This is a genomic window from Pseudomonas sp. H2_A10, from assembly GCF_054680085.1.
Genome location: NZ_CP162821.1, coordinates 3,915,384 through 3,929,197, shown reverse-complemented (window position 1 = coordinate 3,929,197; position 13,814 = coordinate 3,915,384). Strand labels below are relative to the sequence as shown.

At 62.0% G+C, this 13,814-nt stretch carries 11 protein-coding genes and 1 pseudogene; 11 read left to right on the top strand and 1 reads right to left on the bottom strand.

Going from position 1 to position 13,814, the window contains the following annotated elements; genetic code table 11:
- Nucleotides 1-38: 38 nt before the first annotated feature.
- From AB4O23_RS18465 to AB4O23_RS18450, 4 genes and pseudogenes are all read left to right on the top strand, one after another.
- Nucleotides 39-848: a helix-turn-helix transcriptional regulator gene (locus AB4O23_RS18465; protein ID WP_460063986.1), complete on the top strand. Its 810-nt coding sequence runs from the start codon at nt 39-41 to the stop codon at nt 846-848.
- A gap of 49 nt (nt 849-897) precedes the next feature.
- Nucleotides 898-2,304 carry an NAD(P)/FAD-dependent oxidoreductase gene (locus AB4O23_RS18460; protein WP_460060232.1) on the top strand — a complete coding sequence of 469 codons (1,407 nt, stop codon included), beginning with the start codon at nt 898-900 and terminating at the stop codon, nt 2,302-2,304.
- A gap of 34 nt (nt 2,305-2,338) precedes the next feature.
- A pseudogene (locus AB4O23_RS18455) lies at nt 2,339-2,434 on the top strand (cupin domain-containing protein); the annotation flags it as partial.
- A gap of 60 nt (nt 2,435-2,494) precedes the next feature.
- Nucleotides 2,495-3,574, top strand: coding sequence for a polyamine ABC transporter substrate-binding protein (locus tag AB4O23_RS18450; protein ID WP_065879104.1), 1,080 nt, complete (start codon nt 2,495-2,497; stop codon nt 3,572-3,574).
- A gap of 54 nt (nt 3,575-3,628) precedes the next feature.
- Here the strand turns inward: AB4O23_RS18450 and AB4O23_RS18445 are convergent, their stop codons facing one another.
- On the bottom strand, nt 3,629-4,414 hold the full coding sequence (locus tag AB4O23_RS18445) for a helix-turn-helix transcriptional regulator (protein WP_460060230.1): 786 nt from the start codon (nt 4,412-4,414) through the stop codon (nt 3,629-3,631).
- 199 nt (nt 4,415-4,613) lie between these two features.
- Here AB4O23_RS18445 and AB4O23_RS18440 point away from each other — a divergent pair, with 199 nt between their 5' ends.
- The 7 genes from AB4O23_RS18440 (at nt 4,614) to AB4O23_RS18410 (ending at nt 13,813) form a co-directional block, all read left to right on the top strand.
- The gene (locus AB4O23_RS18440; protein ID WP_017530631.1) at nt 4,614-5,978 is read left to right on the top strand and encodes an APC family permease; all 1,365 of its coding nucleotides are present in this window, start codon (nt 4,614-4,616) and stop codon (nt 5,976-5,978) included.
- Between the two features lie 9 nt (nt 5,979-5,987).
- Nucleotides 5,988-7,091: a DmpA family aminopeptidase gene (locus AB4O23_RS18435; protein WP_065879103.1), complete on the top strand. Its 1,104-nt coding sequence runs from the start codon at nt 5,988-5,990 to the stop codon at nt 7,089-7,091.
- Between the two features lie 366 nt (nt 7,092-7,457).
- Nucleotides 7,458-8,891, top strand: coding sequence for a serralysin family metalloprotease (locus tag AB4O23_RS18430; RefSeq protein WP_460060229.1), 1,434 nt, complete (start codon nt 7,458-7,460; stop codon nt 8,889-8,891).
- 49 nt (nt 8,892-8,940) lie between these two features.
- Nucleotides 8,941-9,309 (top strand): AprI/Inh family metalloprotease inhibitor, encoded by a 369-nt coding sequence (locus AB4O23_RS18425; RefSeq protein WP_026067482.1) that lies wholly within the window; start codon nt 8,941-8,943, stop codon nt 9,307-9,309.
- Between the two features lie 102 nt (nt 9,310-9,411).
- Nucleotides 9,412-11,163: a type I secretion system permease/ATPase gene (locus tag AB4O23_RS18420; protein ID WP_068931830.1), complete on the top strand. Its 1,752-nt coding sequence runs from the start codon at nt 9,412-9,414 to the stop codon at nt 11,161-11,163.
- A complete protein-coding gene (locus tag AB4O23_RS18415) occupies nt 11,160-12,473 on the top strand; it encodes an HlyD family type I secretion periplasmic adaptor subunit (protein WP_017530636.1) in 1,314 nt (437 codons plus the stop codon). Before AB4O23_RS18420 ends, AB4O23_RS18415 begins: the two co-directional genes overlap by 4 nt.
- A 2-nt stretch (nt 12,474-12,475) precedes the next feature.
- Nucleotides 12,476-13,813, top strand: coding sequence for a TolC family outer membrane protein (locus AB4O23_RS18410; RefSeq protein WP_460106131.1), 1,338 nt, complete (start codon nt 12,476-12,478; stop codon nt 13,811-13,813).
- Nucleotide 13,814: the final 1 nt, after the last annotated feature.

The window sequence follows — 13,814 nt, the reverse complement described above, 5'->3', positions numbered from 1 at the left end:
TCGGCAAGCTCCACGGTTTACCCAGCGCAGAACCGCCCATGCCCGACATCGCCGCCGCCGATGATTGCCAGCACACCCACGCCACGCGTGAGCTGGTGTTGCGCCACCATCTGTGTTGGCGCCACCGCGACTTGGACGGGGTAATGTCCTACTACCACCCGGACATCCAGTACCACGACTTTTTCCAGAACCGTGTCATTGGTTACGCCGACCTGCGTGAGTACCTGCACGCCAGCATGCCCCGTGAGGCCGATGAGGCCATTGAGCACACCGATCGCATCCGTGCCGAGGGCGACACCGCCTTCATCCAGTACCGCATCACGTTGCGGGGCGGCCAGGGGCTGGTGTCGTTTCGTACCAGCGAAGCCATTACCGTGCGCGACGAGTTGATCTGGCGGGTCAATGAATACGCGTCACTGGTGCATGAGCAGCCCACCCAGGCCTTGCGCCCCACGGTCAGCCGCCTGGGCCTGTCGCCCCAGCAATTGGGGCACATGGCCAAGGACCTGCAGCAGTACTTCGAGCGCAGGCAACCCTACCTGGACCCCGAATTGGATTTGCAGCGCGTCGCCAAGGAGTGTGGCTACAGCCGAAACCAGATTTCCTATCTGCTCAACCAAGTGCTGGGGCAAAGCTTTTACCGCTACGTCAACCAGGCCCGGCTCCAGCACTTGCTGGCAGCGCTGGATGACGCCACACCGCCGATAAAGGTCGACGACCTGGCCTTCGCCGCCGGTTTCAATTCGTTGTCGGCGTTCTACAGCGCCTTCCGCCAGCACACCGGGCAGTCGCCCAAAGCCTACGTCAAGCAAATTTCCCTGCGTGCACGCGCGCAAGACAGCGAATAACCCCGCGCTCTAGGATCCCCTCTATCGAAATGAGGTAGGGGAGCCTGGCATGCCGCAATGGCGCAACATCAGTTTATGGATGGATCAACTGGACGACCCGCTGGTGGCTCGGCCGTGCCTTGAGCATGACTTGGACGTCAACGTGGCCATTATCGGCGCCGGTTACACCGGGCTATGGACCGCCTACTACCTCAAGCGCCAGGCGCCTGAGTTGACCATCGCGATTATCGAGGCGCAAACCGCCGGTTTTGGTGCCTCGGGGCGCAACGGTGGCTGGCTGATGGGTAACCTGCTCGGCGAAGATCGGCTGCTGGCCGGCTTGCACGCCGAAGCGCGCCGCGCCTCGTTCGATCTGCTGCACGGCATCCCCGACGAAGTGGCGCAGGTACTGGCCCGCGAAGGCATCGACTGCGACTACCGCAAGGGGGGCGCCCTGTACTGTGCCGCGCGCTACCCCGAGCAAGAAGCCAGCCTGCGCGCCTATCTGCACAAGCTCTATTGCCAGGGCCTCACCGACGCCGACTACCGCTGGCTGAGCCCGCAGCAGTTGGCCGAACAGCTCCGCATCGCCAGGCCCTATGGCGGTATCTATGCACCCCATGTCGCCACGATTCAGCCGGCCAAGCTGGTGCGCGACCTGGCGCGGGTGGTGGAACGCATGGGCGTGAAGATTTATGAAAACAGTCCGGTAACCCAGTGGCAGTCCGGCGGCCTGCGCACGGCGAAGGCCAGTGCGCGCGCGGTGTGGGTGGTACCGGCCGTCGAGGGCTATGCCAACACGTTGCCGCCCTTGGGCCGCTACCAATTGCCGGTGCAAAGCCTGATCGTCGCCACCGAGCCGTTGCCGGCCAGCACCTGGGACGAGATTGGCCTGAGCCACGGCCAGGCCTTCGGCGAAAGCAGCCGCCAGGTCACTTATGGCCAGCGCACGGCGGACAACCGCCTGGTATTCGGCGCCCGTGGCGGCTATCAGTTCGCCGGACAGTTGCGCCACAACTTCGATCTGACCGACAGCGAAGTCGAGCTGCGTCGCTACCTGTTCAGTGAGCTGTTCCCACAGTTGAAAAACGCACGGATCAGCCATTCGTGGGGCGGCAATCTCGGCATGTCGCGCCAATTCCGGCCGCACATGCTCTGTGATCAACAGTCCGGCATCGCACTGGCTGGCGGGTATGGCGGGGAGGGCGTCGGCGCTGCCAACCTCGGCGGTCGCACCCTGGCGGACTTGATCCTCGGGCGCGATACAGCGCTGACCAAACAGCCCTGGGTCATTCGCGAACGTGGTCTCGACGCGCTCAAGGCCTGGGAACCCGAGCCCTGCCGCTGGCTGGGCTACAACGCGATCATTCGCAGTTTTGTCCATGAAGACCAGGTGCTGGCCAACCCCAACTCCGCCCCGTGGCGTCGCAAATGGGCGACCGGCGTGGCCGGGTTCATGGAAGGTTTCATGCACTGAGCCGTTTCACTCACACGAGAACACCCATGAGCATATACAAGCCGGCGATGCACTGATGTTGCCGGCCAACAGCACGGGCGTGTGGGATATCCAGGAAACCGTGCGCAAGACCTACGTATTGATTCTGTAACGCTTTGATCCTTGATCGCCTGCCATAAAAACAGCCCTAAAACCGCCAGGAAATCGAACCATGAAAGCCATTGCCCTGTTGCCCTTGATGTTGCTGGCCTCTGTCAGCCAGGCCGCCGAGACGGTGAAAATCTATAACTGGTCCAGCTACATCGCCCCGGATACCACGAAGAACTTCCAGAAACAGACCGGGATCGGTTTCAGCTACGACGTGTATGACAGCAACGAAACCCTCGACGGCAAGCTGATGACCGGTAACTCCGGCTATGACGTGGTGTTTCCTTCCAACCACTTCATGGCCCGGCAGATTCAGGGTGGCGCGCTGAAAAAGCTCGACAAGAGCCAGTTGCCCAACTGGAAAAACCTCAACCCGGTGCTGCTCAAGGCCTTGGAGAACAATGACCCGGGCAATGCCCACGGTTTCCCGTACCTGTGGGGCAGTACCGGCATCGGTTACAACATCGACAAGGTCAAGGCGGTGCTTGGGGACGATGCCCCCGTGAATTCCTGGGACCTGATTTTCAAGCCCGAATACATGCAAAAGCTCAGCAAGTGTGGCGTGGCCATCCTCGATAACGGCCCGGAATTGTTGCCCATCGCCCTCAATTACCTGGGCCTTGAGCACCACAGCAAGAACCCCGAGGACTACAAAAAGGCCGAAGCCCTGCTGATGAAAGTGCGGCCGTATGTGGCGTACTTCCACTCCTCGAAATACACCGGTGACCTGGCCAATGGCGATATCTGCGTGGCTGTCGGCTTCTCCGGCGACGTGCTGCAGGCCCAGAGCCGCGCCACCGAAGCCAACAATGGCGTGAAGATCGGTTATCAGATCCCCAAGGAAGGCGCCGCGATCTGGTTCGACATGGTGGCCATGCCCGCCGACGCGCCGGATGCAAAGGCCGGCTACGCCTTTATGGATTACCTGCTGGAGCCCCAGGTCATGGCGGAGATCACCAACGCCGTGCACTACGCCAACGGCAATAGCGCGGCGGACAGCCTGGTCAACCCTGAAATCAAAGGCGACACCAAGGTCTACCCCAGCGCGGACATGATGGGTAAGTTGTTTGCCCTGCAAGCCATGCCGCTGAATATCGACCGGATTCGCACGCGAGTCTGGAACACCATTCGCATGGGGCGCTGAAAAACCATCTGTCTTGATGGGTTTGATCGTTCCCCGCCTGGCGGGGGAACGATCTCAGGGGTTTTCCAAGTCATGCCCCAGCGACTGGATAAACAACGAAAACAACTCCGGTTGTGACGATATGTCCAGCTTCGCGTACAGGTGCCTGCGGTGCACTTTTACCGTGTCCGGCGAGATATTCAGGCGCTCGGCCATGGCTTTGGAAGAAAACCCGCGCAGTACCAGCCGGGCGATTTCCAGTTCGCGCTCCGACAGCACACCGCTGCCGAACTGGCTCAATGCATCCCTGATCTGGCTGTCCATGGCCGGCACCCGTTGAGTGCTCTGTTGCCAATGCTGTTGCATCAGCGGCAGCACCCAGGCCGCAAGCGTAGTCAGCAAGCCTGCCTCTTCGCCGCTGAAGCGCCGCTGCATGCCCAGCGACAGTGACAGCGTGCCGGTACCCGGCAGTTGCAGGATGAACTGCACCTCGTCTTCCAGCACGTTGTCGTGAAAGTAGTTGAGGAAGTACTCACTCTGGCGAAAATGATCCGGCGCCACTTCTTCCAAGCGATACACGCCGCTGGCATTGCCTTCACGGCACGCCTGGTAGAAGGGGTCGAGCAGGTACAGGCCATTGAGGTACACCAGCATCGAAGCGGGTTTGCTGGTGGGCTGGGCGTCGTACTCTTCCAGGGCCCGGGGTGGGCCATCCAGGGGGTAGAAGATCGCCAGGGCGTTATCGAAGGGCACGCACTGGTGCAGCAACAACACCAACGGTTTCCAGAAACGCTCGGTGCCGATATGCGAGACGGTGCGGCCCAGGTCGGCGTGCATGCCGACTTCGCGAAACAGGCTCATATGACAGGCTCCCGCCACCCAAAGATCGGCCCAGGGTTCGGCTTTTGCCGCAGGCCGTCAAGGGGAGTACGCCAATAGGGGAATTGGCTGACATAAACGCAGCGTTTAATTTCACCATTATTCAGCGGGAAACATATCCCGCCAACACATCATTTTTCGTTTCTGCCTCACACCAAGAACAACGACAGAGGATAACGATATGAGCACTTCCCCCACGCTTGACGGCGTGCTGAAACCCACCCTGAGCGTCTTCGATGTGGTGACCATCACGGTTTCCGCCGTGACACCCGCCAGTTCGGTCTTCGTGATCGCACCGTTCGCCATCCAGCAGGCCGGCAGCGGGGTGTTCCTGGCGTTTGTGATGGCCGGTTTGCTCGCACTGATGTTCGCCTTTTGCTACGCCGAACTGGGCCGCGCCCATAACAGCGCCGGTGGTGAGTATGTGTATGCCAAGCGCGTGTTCGGCGGCATGGCCGGCTATGCGACCTTCCTCACCGTGCTGGTGATGCTGCTGTTTATCCCGCCGGTATTGGCCACTGGCGCCGCGACCTACCTCAACAACGCCTTGGGCACCCGCTTTGATTCACAAACCGTCGCCCTGGTGATCGTGGCATGCAGCTACGCCTTGGGCGTTCTCAATATCAAGCTCAATGCGTGGATCACCGGCACGTGCCTGCTGCTGGAAGTGGCGGCGTTGCTGGTCATCGTGTTTATCGGCTTCGGCAACCCGGTGCAGCCCGCGAGTGTGTTGTTCCAGCCGCAGATCGTCGAGAACGGCGTACTGCACCTGGCGCCCTGGGCCCTGGTAATCGGTGCGGTGGGCATCGGCCTGTTTTCCTACAACGGTTACGGCACCGCAGTGTTGCTGGCCGAAGACATGAAATGCGCCGGCAAAGGCGTACACAAGGCGGTGCTGTGGTCCCTGGGGCTGGTGGTGATCATCGAACTGGTACCGATCACCGCGCTGTTGATCGGCGCGCCCTCCCTGAGCGCGATGATCAGCAGCCCCGACCCTATCGGCTACCTGCTCACCAGCCACGGCAATGAAACCCTGTCGCGGCTGGTCAGCGCGGGGATCTTCCTGTCGGTGTTCAACGCCATCGTCGCCATCGTCATCCAGATCGGCCGCGTGGTGTTCAGCAGCGGGCGCGATGCGCTCTGGACACCCAGCATCAACACCCTGTTCACGCGGATCCACCCGCGCTGGGATTCGCCCTGGCTGGCTACGCTGTTCCTGGCGATCCCCTCGGCGCTGCTCAGTTTCAGCTCGAATTTGGCCGACCTCACGTCGTTCAGCGTGTTGCTGATCATATTGGTGTACCTGGTGGTGGCGCTGAGCGCACTGATGAGCCGTGCGCTGCTGCGCGACCGCGAGCATCCCTATCGCATGCCGCTGTGGCCGTTGCCCGCGTTGCTGGCGGTACTGGGCGCGGGGTACCTGTTGATCACGTTGGTCATGGCGGCCTCGGTGCGCGACATCATGGTCATCCTCGGCTTGCTGGCCGTGTCGGTGATTTTCTATTGCATCAGCGGCCGGTCGAGTCCGGTCTTCCAGAAACTGTAAGGAGTGGGTATGCGCGCACGTCAATTGGGCATCACGTTGGGGCTGGGTACGCCCGGTGAGTTGAATGCAATCACCGATGTGCCGGGCGTCCGGGTCGGCCACAGCACACTCAAGACGCGTATCAACGGCAAACACGTGCGCACCGGCGTCAGCGTGGTCCAGCCGCGCGCCGGCGAGGCGCGGCAACAACCGTGTTTCGCCGGTTACCACGTGCTCAACGGTAATGGCGATGCCACCGGCCTTGAATGGATCCGCGAAGCCGGGCTGTTGACCACGCCGCTGGCCATCACCAACACCCACAGCCTGGGCATTGTGCGCGACACCCTGATCGCCCTGGAGCGCGAACGCCTGGCGGACCCGGCGGTGTACTGGTGCATGCCAGTGGTGATGGAGACTTACGACGGCCTGCTCAACGATATCTGGGGTCAACACGTCAAGCCTGAGCACGTGCGCCAGGCGCTGCACAACGCCGAGACCGGCCCCGTGCAGGAAGGCGCGGTGGGTGGCGGTACCGGGATGATCTGCCATGAGTTCAAGGGCGGTATTGGCACCGCGTCGCGACGTTTACCGGCGGAGCAGGGCGGTTGGACCGTTGGCGTGCTGGTGCAGGCCAACCATGGCAAGCGCCAGGAGCTGCGGGTCGACGGCTACCCGGTGGGGCGCCAACTGATGGGCATTGCCTCGCCCTTCGCCGAACGCGGCACGCCGGGCATGGGCTCGATCGTGGTGGTCATTGCCACTGACGCGCCCCTGTTGCCGCACCAGTGCCAGCGCCTGGCACAACGCGCATCCATTGGCATCGCCCGCACCGGCGGCGGTACCGAGGACTCCAGCGGCGACCTGTTCCTGGCCTTCGCCACCGGCAACAGGGACCTGCCGCCGGCGGATTACGCGCGTGCAGGCCTGCCGTTCAGCAGCACGTTGCAGATGCTCAACAACGACCATATTTCGCCGCTGTTCAGCGCGGCGGCCGAGGCGGTGGAGGAGGCGATCATCAACGCCATTCTGGCCGGGGAGGACATGACCACCGATGACGGCGTACGGGTGCCGGGCCTCACGGGCGACACGCTGTTGCAGGCATTAAAAAACAGCGGTTGGAGTGTGCCCCGGTAATGACGAACAACCTGATCGTTAGTTGAAGGAGTGGCTGTTTAATATTGCCAATGCCACCGTGGCAATAGAGTGGATCCAATTATTCGTGACGTCGCTGAAGTTACGCGGCGTTAGCGATATTTAATATTTAAATACGAGCCCCGTGTTTTTTGTTGGACAAAATCCGAGTGCCCCAATAAATACGGCACCCGACTTCCCTAAGTTGTCGGATGGCGCGTTTTTAACCTTGGAAATAGAGGTGGACGAAAGATTTCAAGTTGTGTCAGTTTCGTGACGCCTTCAAAAGAGGCGAGTGATAGGACGATCTCGCCAGCGGGGTTCCTATCGATCAAAGACTGATGCACTTGCACACAAGGAAGTACGTTTATGTCAAAAGTAAAAGACAAGGCTATCGTGTCGGCGGCGCAAGCCAGCACCGCTTACGCGCAAATCGATAGCTTCAGCCATCTGTATGACCGTGGCGGCAACCTCACGATCAATGGCAAACCCTCCTACACCGTCGACCAGGCAGCCACCCAGCTGCTGCGCGACGGTGCCACGTACCGGGACTTCGACGGCAACGGCAAGATCGACCTGACCTACACGTTCCTCACCTCGGCCTCCTCGAGCACCCTGAACAAACACGGCATTTCGGGCTTCAGCCAGTTCAGCGCGCAGCAGAAGGCCCAGGCCGTGCTGGCCATGCAATCCTGGGCAGACGTGGCCAACGTCGCGTTCACCGAGAAAGCCAGCGGCGGTGACGGCCACATGACCTTCGGCAACTACAGCAGTGGCCAGGACGGCGCGGCGGCCTTCGCCTACCTGCCCGGCACCGGCGCGGGCTACGACGGCACCTCGTGGTACCTGACCAACAACAGCTACACGCCGAACAAAACCCCGGACCTGAACAACTATGGCCGGCAGACGCTCACCCACGAAATCGGCCACACCCTGGGCCTGGCTCACCCCGGCGACTACAACGCCGGCGAAGGCGCGCCCACCTACAACGACGCGACCTATGGACAGGACACGCGCGGCTACAGCCTGATGAGTTACTGGAGCGAGAGCAACACTAACCAGAACTTCAGCAAAGGCGGGGTCGAGGCCTATGCCTCGGGGCCGTTGATCGACGATATCGCGGCGATCCAGAAGCTCTACGGCGCCAACTACAACACCCGTGCCGGTGACACCACCTACGGTTTCAACTCCAATACCGGGCGTGATTTTCTCAGCGCCAGCTCCAACGCCGACAAGCTGGTGTTCTCGGTGTGGGACGGTGGCGGCAATGACACCCTGGACTTCTCCGGGTTCACCCAGAACCAGAAGATCAACCTCAATGAAACCGCGTTCTCCGACGTCGGCGGCCTGGTGGGCAACGTGTCCATCGCCAAGGGCGTCACCGTGGAGAACGCCTTCGGCGGCGCGGGCAACGACCTGATCATCGGCAACAACGCGGCCAACGTGATCAAAGGCGGGGCCGGCAATGACCTGATTTATGGCGGGGGTGGTGCCGACCAATTGTGGGGCGGCGCGGGCAGCGACACCTTTGTGTTCGGCGCCAGTTCCGATTCCAAGCCAGGGGCTGCAGACAAGCTCTTCGACTTCACCTCGGGCTCGGACAAGATCGACCTCAGCGGCATCACCAAAGGCGCCGGCCTGAGCTTCGTCAATGCGTTTACCGGGCATGCCGGCGACGCGGTCCTGACCTATGCGGCAGGCAGCAACCTGGGTACCTTGGCGGTGGACTTCTCCGGGCACGGCGTGGCGGACTTCCTCGTCACCACCGTCGGCCAGGCGGCAGTCAGCGACATCGTCGCGTGATACAAGGGCGCGGCGCTTGCGCGTCGCGCCTTCACGAGGGAGCGTGCGGATGCAGCGTTTTTTCAATTGGATCGCCTGCGGGTTGCAGGTGATGTTCGTGTCGGCAGGAGCCCACGCAATGGCGAGCAGTCTTGTTTTACCCACCACGGCCCAGTTGGCCGGGCATTGGCAGTTGCACCAGCAGGGCCAGGTGTGCGCCCTGGACCTGCTCGAACAGGCGAATGCGCTGGGCGGTGACGTCGCCTGCGCCGAACAGTGGCTGGGAGAAAAACCCCTGACCTGGTCACCTACGCCGGACGGCATCTGGCTGTTCAACGCCGTGGGCAGCGGCATCGCACACTTGAATCGCCAGAAGGGCGGTGGTTATCAGGCGCGTAATAAAACCGGCGACGTTATTGAACTAAAACGAATGCCTTAGTTATCGCTATACGCGTATTACTCGATTTTATTAGTTGCTCGGCCTGTATCTGGGGCTCGGGCAGCTTATGCGTGCAATCCGGTTCAAGGAAGATCAACACCTATGGCCAAGCCCCCTGTTGCTGCTCCTTTATTCAAGGCGCTGGGTGAATATAAAAGCATCTTGATCAGTATTGGCTGCTTCACCGCCTTGATTAACCTATTGATGCTGGTGCCGTCGATTTACATGCTGCAAGTGTATGACCGCGTGCTGTCCTCCCAGAACGAAACCACCCTGGTGATGTTGACGCTGATGGTCGTGGGCTTTTTTGCATTTATTGGCACACTTGAAGTGATCCGCAGTTTTATCGTGATCCGCATCGGCAGCCAGTTAGAGCGGCGTTTCAACCTGCACGTGTACAAGGCCGCGTTCGAACGCAACCTGCAACGCGGCCAGGGGCATGCCGGGCAATCCTTGGGCGACCTGACCCATATCCGTCAATTCATCACCGGGCCGGCGCTGTTCGCGTTCTTCGATGCCCCGTGGTTTCCCCTCTACCTGTTGGTGATTTTCCTGTTCAACGTATGGCTCGGCGTACTGGCCACCGCCGGTGCGCTGCTGCTGATCGGCCTGGCCTGCCTGAACGAATACCTGACCAAAAAGCCTTTGGGCGAGGCCAGTGGTTTTTCCCAGCAATCCACCCAGCTGGCCACCAGCCACTTGCACAACGCCGAGACCATCCAGGCCATGGGCATGCTCGGCGCGCTGCGCCAGCGCTGGTTTGCCGTGCATGCGCAGTTCCTGGGGTTGCAGAACCGTGCCAGTGACACCGGTTCTGTGATCAGCTCGCTGAGCAAGTCCCTGCGCCTGTGCCTGCAATCGCTGGTGCTGGGCCTGGGTGCGCTGTTGGTGATCCGTGGCGACATGACCGCCGGGATGATGATCGCCGGTTCGATCCTGATGGGCCGGGTACTCAGCCCCATCGACCAGTTGATCGCGGTGTGGAAGCAATGGAGCTCGGCCAAGCTGGCCTACCAGCGGCTGGACGAACTGCTGCGCGAATTCCCGCCGCACGTGGAGCACATGGCGTTGCCGGCGCCGAACGGGCAGATAAGTGTCGAACACGTCAGCGCGGGCCCACCGGGGCATCGTTTGGCCAGCTTGCATCAGGTCAGCTTCAACCTCGGCGCCGGCGAAGTGCTCGGTGTCTTGGGCGCTTCCGGTTCCGGCAAATCCACCCTGGCCCGCGTGCTGGTGGGTGTGTGGCCAACGCTGGCGGGCACCGTGCGCCTGGACCGCGCGGACATCCATCGCTGGAACCGCGACGACCTCGGCCCGCATATCGGCTATCTGCCCCAGGACATTGAGTTGTTCAGCGGCAGCATCGCCGACAATATTGCGCGTTTTCGCGAGGCTGACCCTGAGTGTGTGGTGAAGGCGGCACAACAAGCCGGCGTGCATGAACTGATCCTGCGCTTGCCCCAGGGTTACGACACGGTGCTGGGCGACAACGGCGGCGGCCTGTCCGGCGGCCAGAAGCAGCGCGTGGCCCTGGCGCGCGCGCTGTACGGCGGGCCGCGCTTGATTGTGCTGGATGAGCCCAACTCCAACCTCGACACCGTCGGCGAGGCCGCGCTGGCCAGCGCCATCGTACAGATGAAGGCCCAGGGCAGCAGCGTGGTGCTGGTGACCCATCGCTCCTCGGCGCTGGCCCAGGCCGACAAATTGCTGGTGCTCAACGAAGGGCGCCTACAGGCGTTCGGGCCGAGCCAGGAGGTGCTGCGTGCCTTGTCCGGCCAGCAGGAAGCGCCAAAAGACAAGCCCGGCGTCAGTTTCAGTCGTCAGTACTCAGCCGCAAGGAAGCCCGGCGCATGAACAGCCTCACTGTTGAACCCCCTTTCAAAGAACGCGATGCCGGTTTTTTTGCCCGGATGGGCTGGCTGCTGACCGTGGTCGGCGCTGGCGGGTTTTTCCTCTGGGCCAGCCTCGCGCCGCTCGATCAAGGCATCCCGGTGCAGGGCACGGTGGTGGTGTCGGGCAAGCGCAAGGCCGTGCAAACCCTCAGCCCCGGCGTGGTCAGCCGTATTCTGGTGCGCGAGGGCGAATGGGTGAAGCAAGGCCAGCCGCTGTTTCGCCTCGACCAGACCCAGAGCCAGGCCGATGTGCACTCGCTGCAAGCCCAATACCGCATGGCCTGGGCGAGCGTGGCGCGTTGGCAGAGCGAACGGGACAACAGCGCCGGCATCCGCTTTCCCGCCGAACTGAGCAGTAACCCCGACCCCGCATTGGCGTTGGTGCTGGAAGGCCAGCGCCAACTGTTCAGCAGCCGCCGTGAAGCCTTCGCCCGTGAACAGGCGGGTATTCGCGCCAATATCGACGGCGCCACCGCGCAACTCAATGGCATGCGCCGTGCCCGCAGCGACCTGACCGCCCAGGCGCAATCGCTGCGTGACCAACTGAGTAATCTGCAACCATTGGCCGACAACGGCTACATCCCGCGTAACCGCTTGATGGAATACCAGCGCCAGTTGTCCCAAGTGCAACAGGACCTGGCGCAGAACACCGGTGAAAGCGGTCGGGTGGAGCAGGGCATCCTCGAATCGCGCCTCAAGTTGCAGCAGCACAGCGAGGAGTACCAGAAGGAGGTACGCAGCCAATTGGCCGACGCGCAACTGCGCAGCCTGACCCTGGAGCAGCAACTCACCTCGGCCGGGTTCGACTTGCAGCACAGCCAAATCAATGCGCCCGCCGATGGGGTTGCGGTCAACCTCGGCGTGCACACCGAAGGCGCCGTGGTGCGGGCCGGCGAAACCCTGCTGGAAATCGTGCCCCAGGGCACGCGCCTGGAAGTGGAGGGGCACTTACCGGTGCATCTGGTGGACAAGGTCGGTACACACTTGCCGGTCGACATTCTCTTCACGGCCTTCAACCAGAGCCGTACCCCGAGGGTGCCGGGGGAGGTCAGCCTGGTTTCCGCCGACCAGATGCTCGATGAAAAAACCGGCGCGCCCTATTACGTGTTGCGCACCACCGTCAGCGAGGCCGCACTGGAGAAACTTCAGGGCCTGGTGATCAAGCCCGGCATGCCGGCCGAGATGTTCGTGCGCACCGGCGAACGCTCGCTGCTCAATTACCTGTTCAAGCCGCTGCTCGACCGCGCCGGCTCCGCGTTGACCGAGGAATGAACATGAAACCGGTGTTTATCGCCTTGTTGTTGACCTGCACCAGCGCCCAGGCCGCCATGGGCCCGTTCGATGTGTACGAGCAAGCCTTGCGCAACGACCCAGTGTTCCTCGGCGCCATCAAGGAGCGCGACGCGGGCCTGGAGAACCGCACCATCGGCCGCGCCGGCCTGCTGCCCAAGCTGTCTTATAACTACAACAAGGGCCGCAACAACTCCGAGGCGCATTTGCCGGACGGGCGCGGCGGCAGCTACCGCGACGACCGTAACTACAACAGCTACGGCTCCACCTTCAGCTTGCAACAGCCATTGTTCGACTACGAAGCCTACGCCAACTATCGCAAGGGCGTGGCCCAGGCGCTGTTCGCCGACGAGAGTTTTCGCGACAAGAGCCAGGCGTTGCTGGTGCGGGTACTGACCTATTACACCCAGGCGCTGTTTGCCCAGGACCAGATCGACATCGCCCGCGCCAAGAAGAAAGCCTTCGAGCAGCAGTTCCAGCAGAACCAGCACCTGTTCCAGCAGGGCGAGGGCACCCGCACCGATATCCTCGAAGCCGAGTCGCGCTATGAGCTGGCCACCGCCGAAGAGATCCAGGCGCTGGATGAACAGGACGCCTCGTTACGAGAATTGGGCGCGCTGATCGGCGTGCAGAGCGTCAACATCCACGACCTGGCGCCGCTCAACCAAGGCTTTGCAGCGTTTACGTTAACCCCGGCCAACTACGACAGTTGGCATGCCCTGGCGATCGGCAATAACCCCACGCTGGCGTCCCAGCGCCAGGCCCTGGAAGTGGCGCGCTATGAAGTGGAACGCAACCGCGCCGGGCACCTGCCCAAGGTCACGGCGTATGCCAGCTCGCGCCAGCAGGAATCCGACAGCGGCAACACCTACAACCAGCGCTACGACACCAACACGATAGGCGTCGAAGTGAGCCTGCCGCTGTATGCCGGTGGCGGCATCTCGGCGTCCACCCGCCAGGTCAGTCGCGCCATGGAGCAGGCCGAGTACGAGTTGGAGGGCAAGACCCGCGAAACCCTGATCGAACTGCGTCGCCAGTTCAGCGCCTGCTTGTCCGGCGTGAGCAAACTGCGCGCCTATCAAAAGGCCCTGGCGTCTGCCGAAGCGCTGGTGGTGTCGACCCGGCAAAGCATCCTCGGCGGCGAGCGGGTCAACCTCGATGCGCTCAATGCCGAACAACAGCTGTACAGCACCCGACGCGACCTGGCCCAGGCGCGTTACGACTACCTCATGGCCTGGACCAAATTGCATTACTACGCCGGCAACCTGCGCGACACCGACTTGGCCAAGGTGGATGAAGCCTTCGGGCCGGCACCGCGTTGAG

Coding starts and splice junctions, on each gene's coding strand:
- AB4O23_RS18440 (WP_017530631.1), top strand. CDS start 4,614: ATGAGCACTTCCCCCACGCTTGACGGCGTGCTGAAACCCACCCTGAGC.
- AB4O23_RS18410 (WP_460106131.1), top strand. CDS start 12,476: ATGAAACCGGTGTTTATCGCCTTGTTGTTGACCTGCACCAGCGCCCAG.
- AB4O23_RS18425 (WP_026067482.1), top strand. CDS start 8,941: ATGCAGCGTTTTTTCAATTGGATCGCCTGCGGGTTGCAGGTGATGTTC.
- AB4O23_RS18420 (WP_068931830.1), top strand. CDS start 9,412: ATGGCCAAGCCCCCTGTTGCTGCTCCTTTATTCAAGGCGCTGGGTGAA.
- AB4O23_RS18465 (WP_460063986.1), top strand. CDS start 39: ATGCCCGACATCGCCGCCGCCGATGATTGCCAGCACACCCACGCCACG.
- AB4O23_RS18430 (WP_460060229.1), top strand. CDS start 7,458: ATGTCAAAAGTAAAAGACAAGGCTATCGTGTCGGCGGCGCAAGCCAGC.
- AB4O23_RS18435 (WP_065879103.1), top strand. CDS start 5,988: ATGCGCGCACGTCAATTGGGCATCACGTTGGGGCTGGGTACGCCCGGT.
- AB4O23_RS18445 (WP_460060230.1), bottom strand. CDS start 4,414: ATGAGCCTGTTTCGCGAAGTCGGCATGCACGCCGACCTGGGCCGCACC.
- AB4O23_RS18460 (WP_460060232.1), top strand. CDS start 898: ATGCCGCAATGGCGCAACATCAGTTTATGGATGGATCAACTGGACGAC.
- AB4O23_RS18415 (WP_017530636.1), top strand. CDS start 11,160: ATGAACAGCCTCACTGTTGAACCCCCTTTCAAAGAACGCGATGCCGGT.
- AB4O23_RS18450 (WP_065879104.1), top strand. CDS start 2,495: ATGAAAGCCATTGCCCTGTTGCCCTTGATGTTGCTGGCCTCTGTCAGC.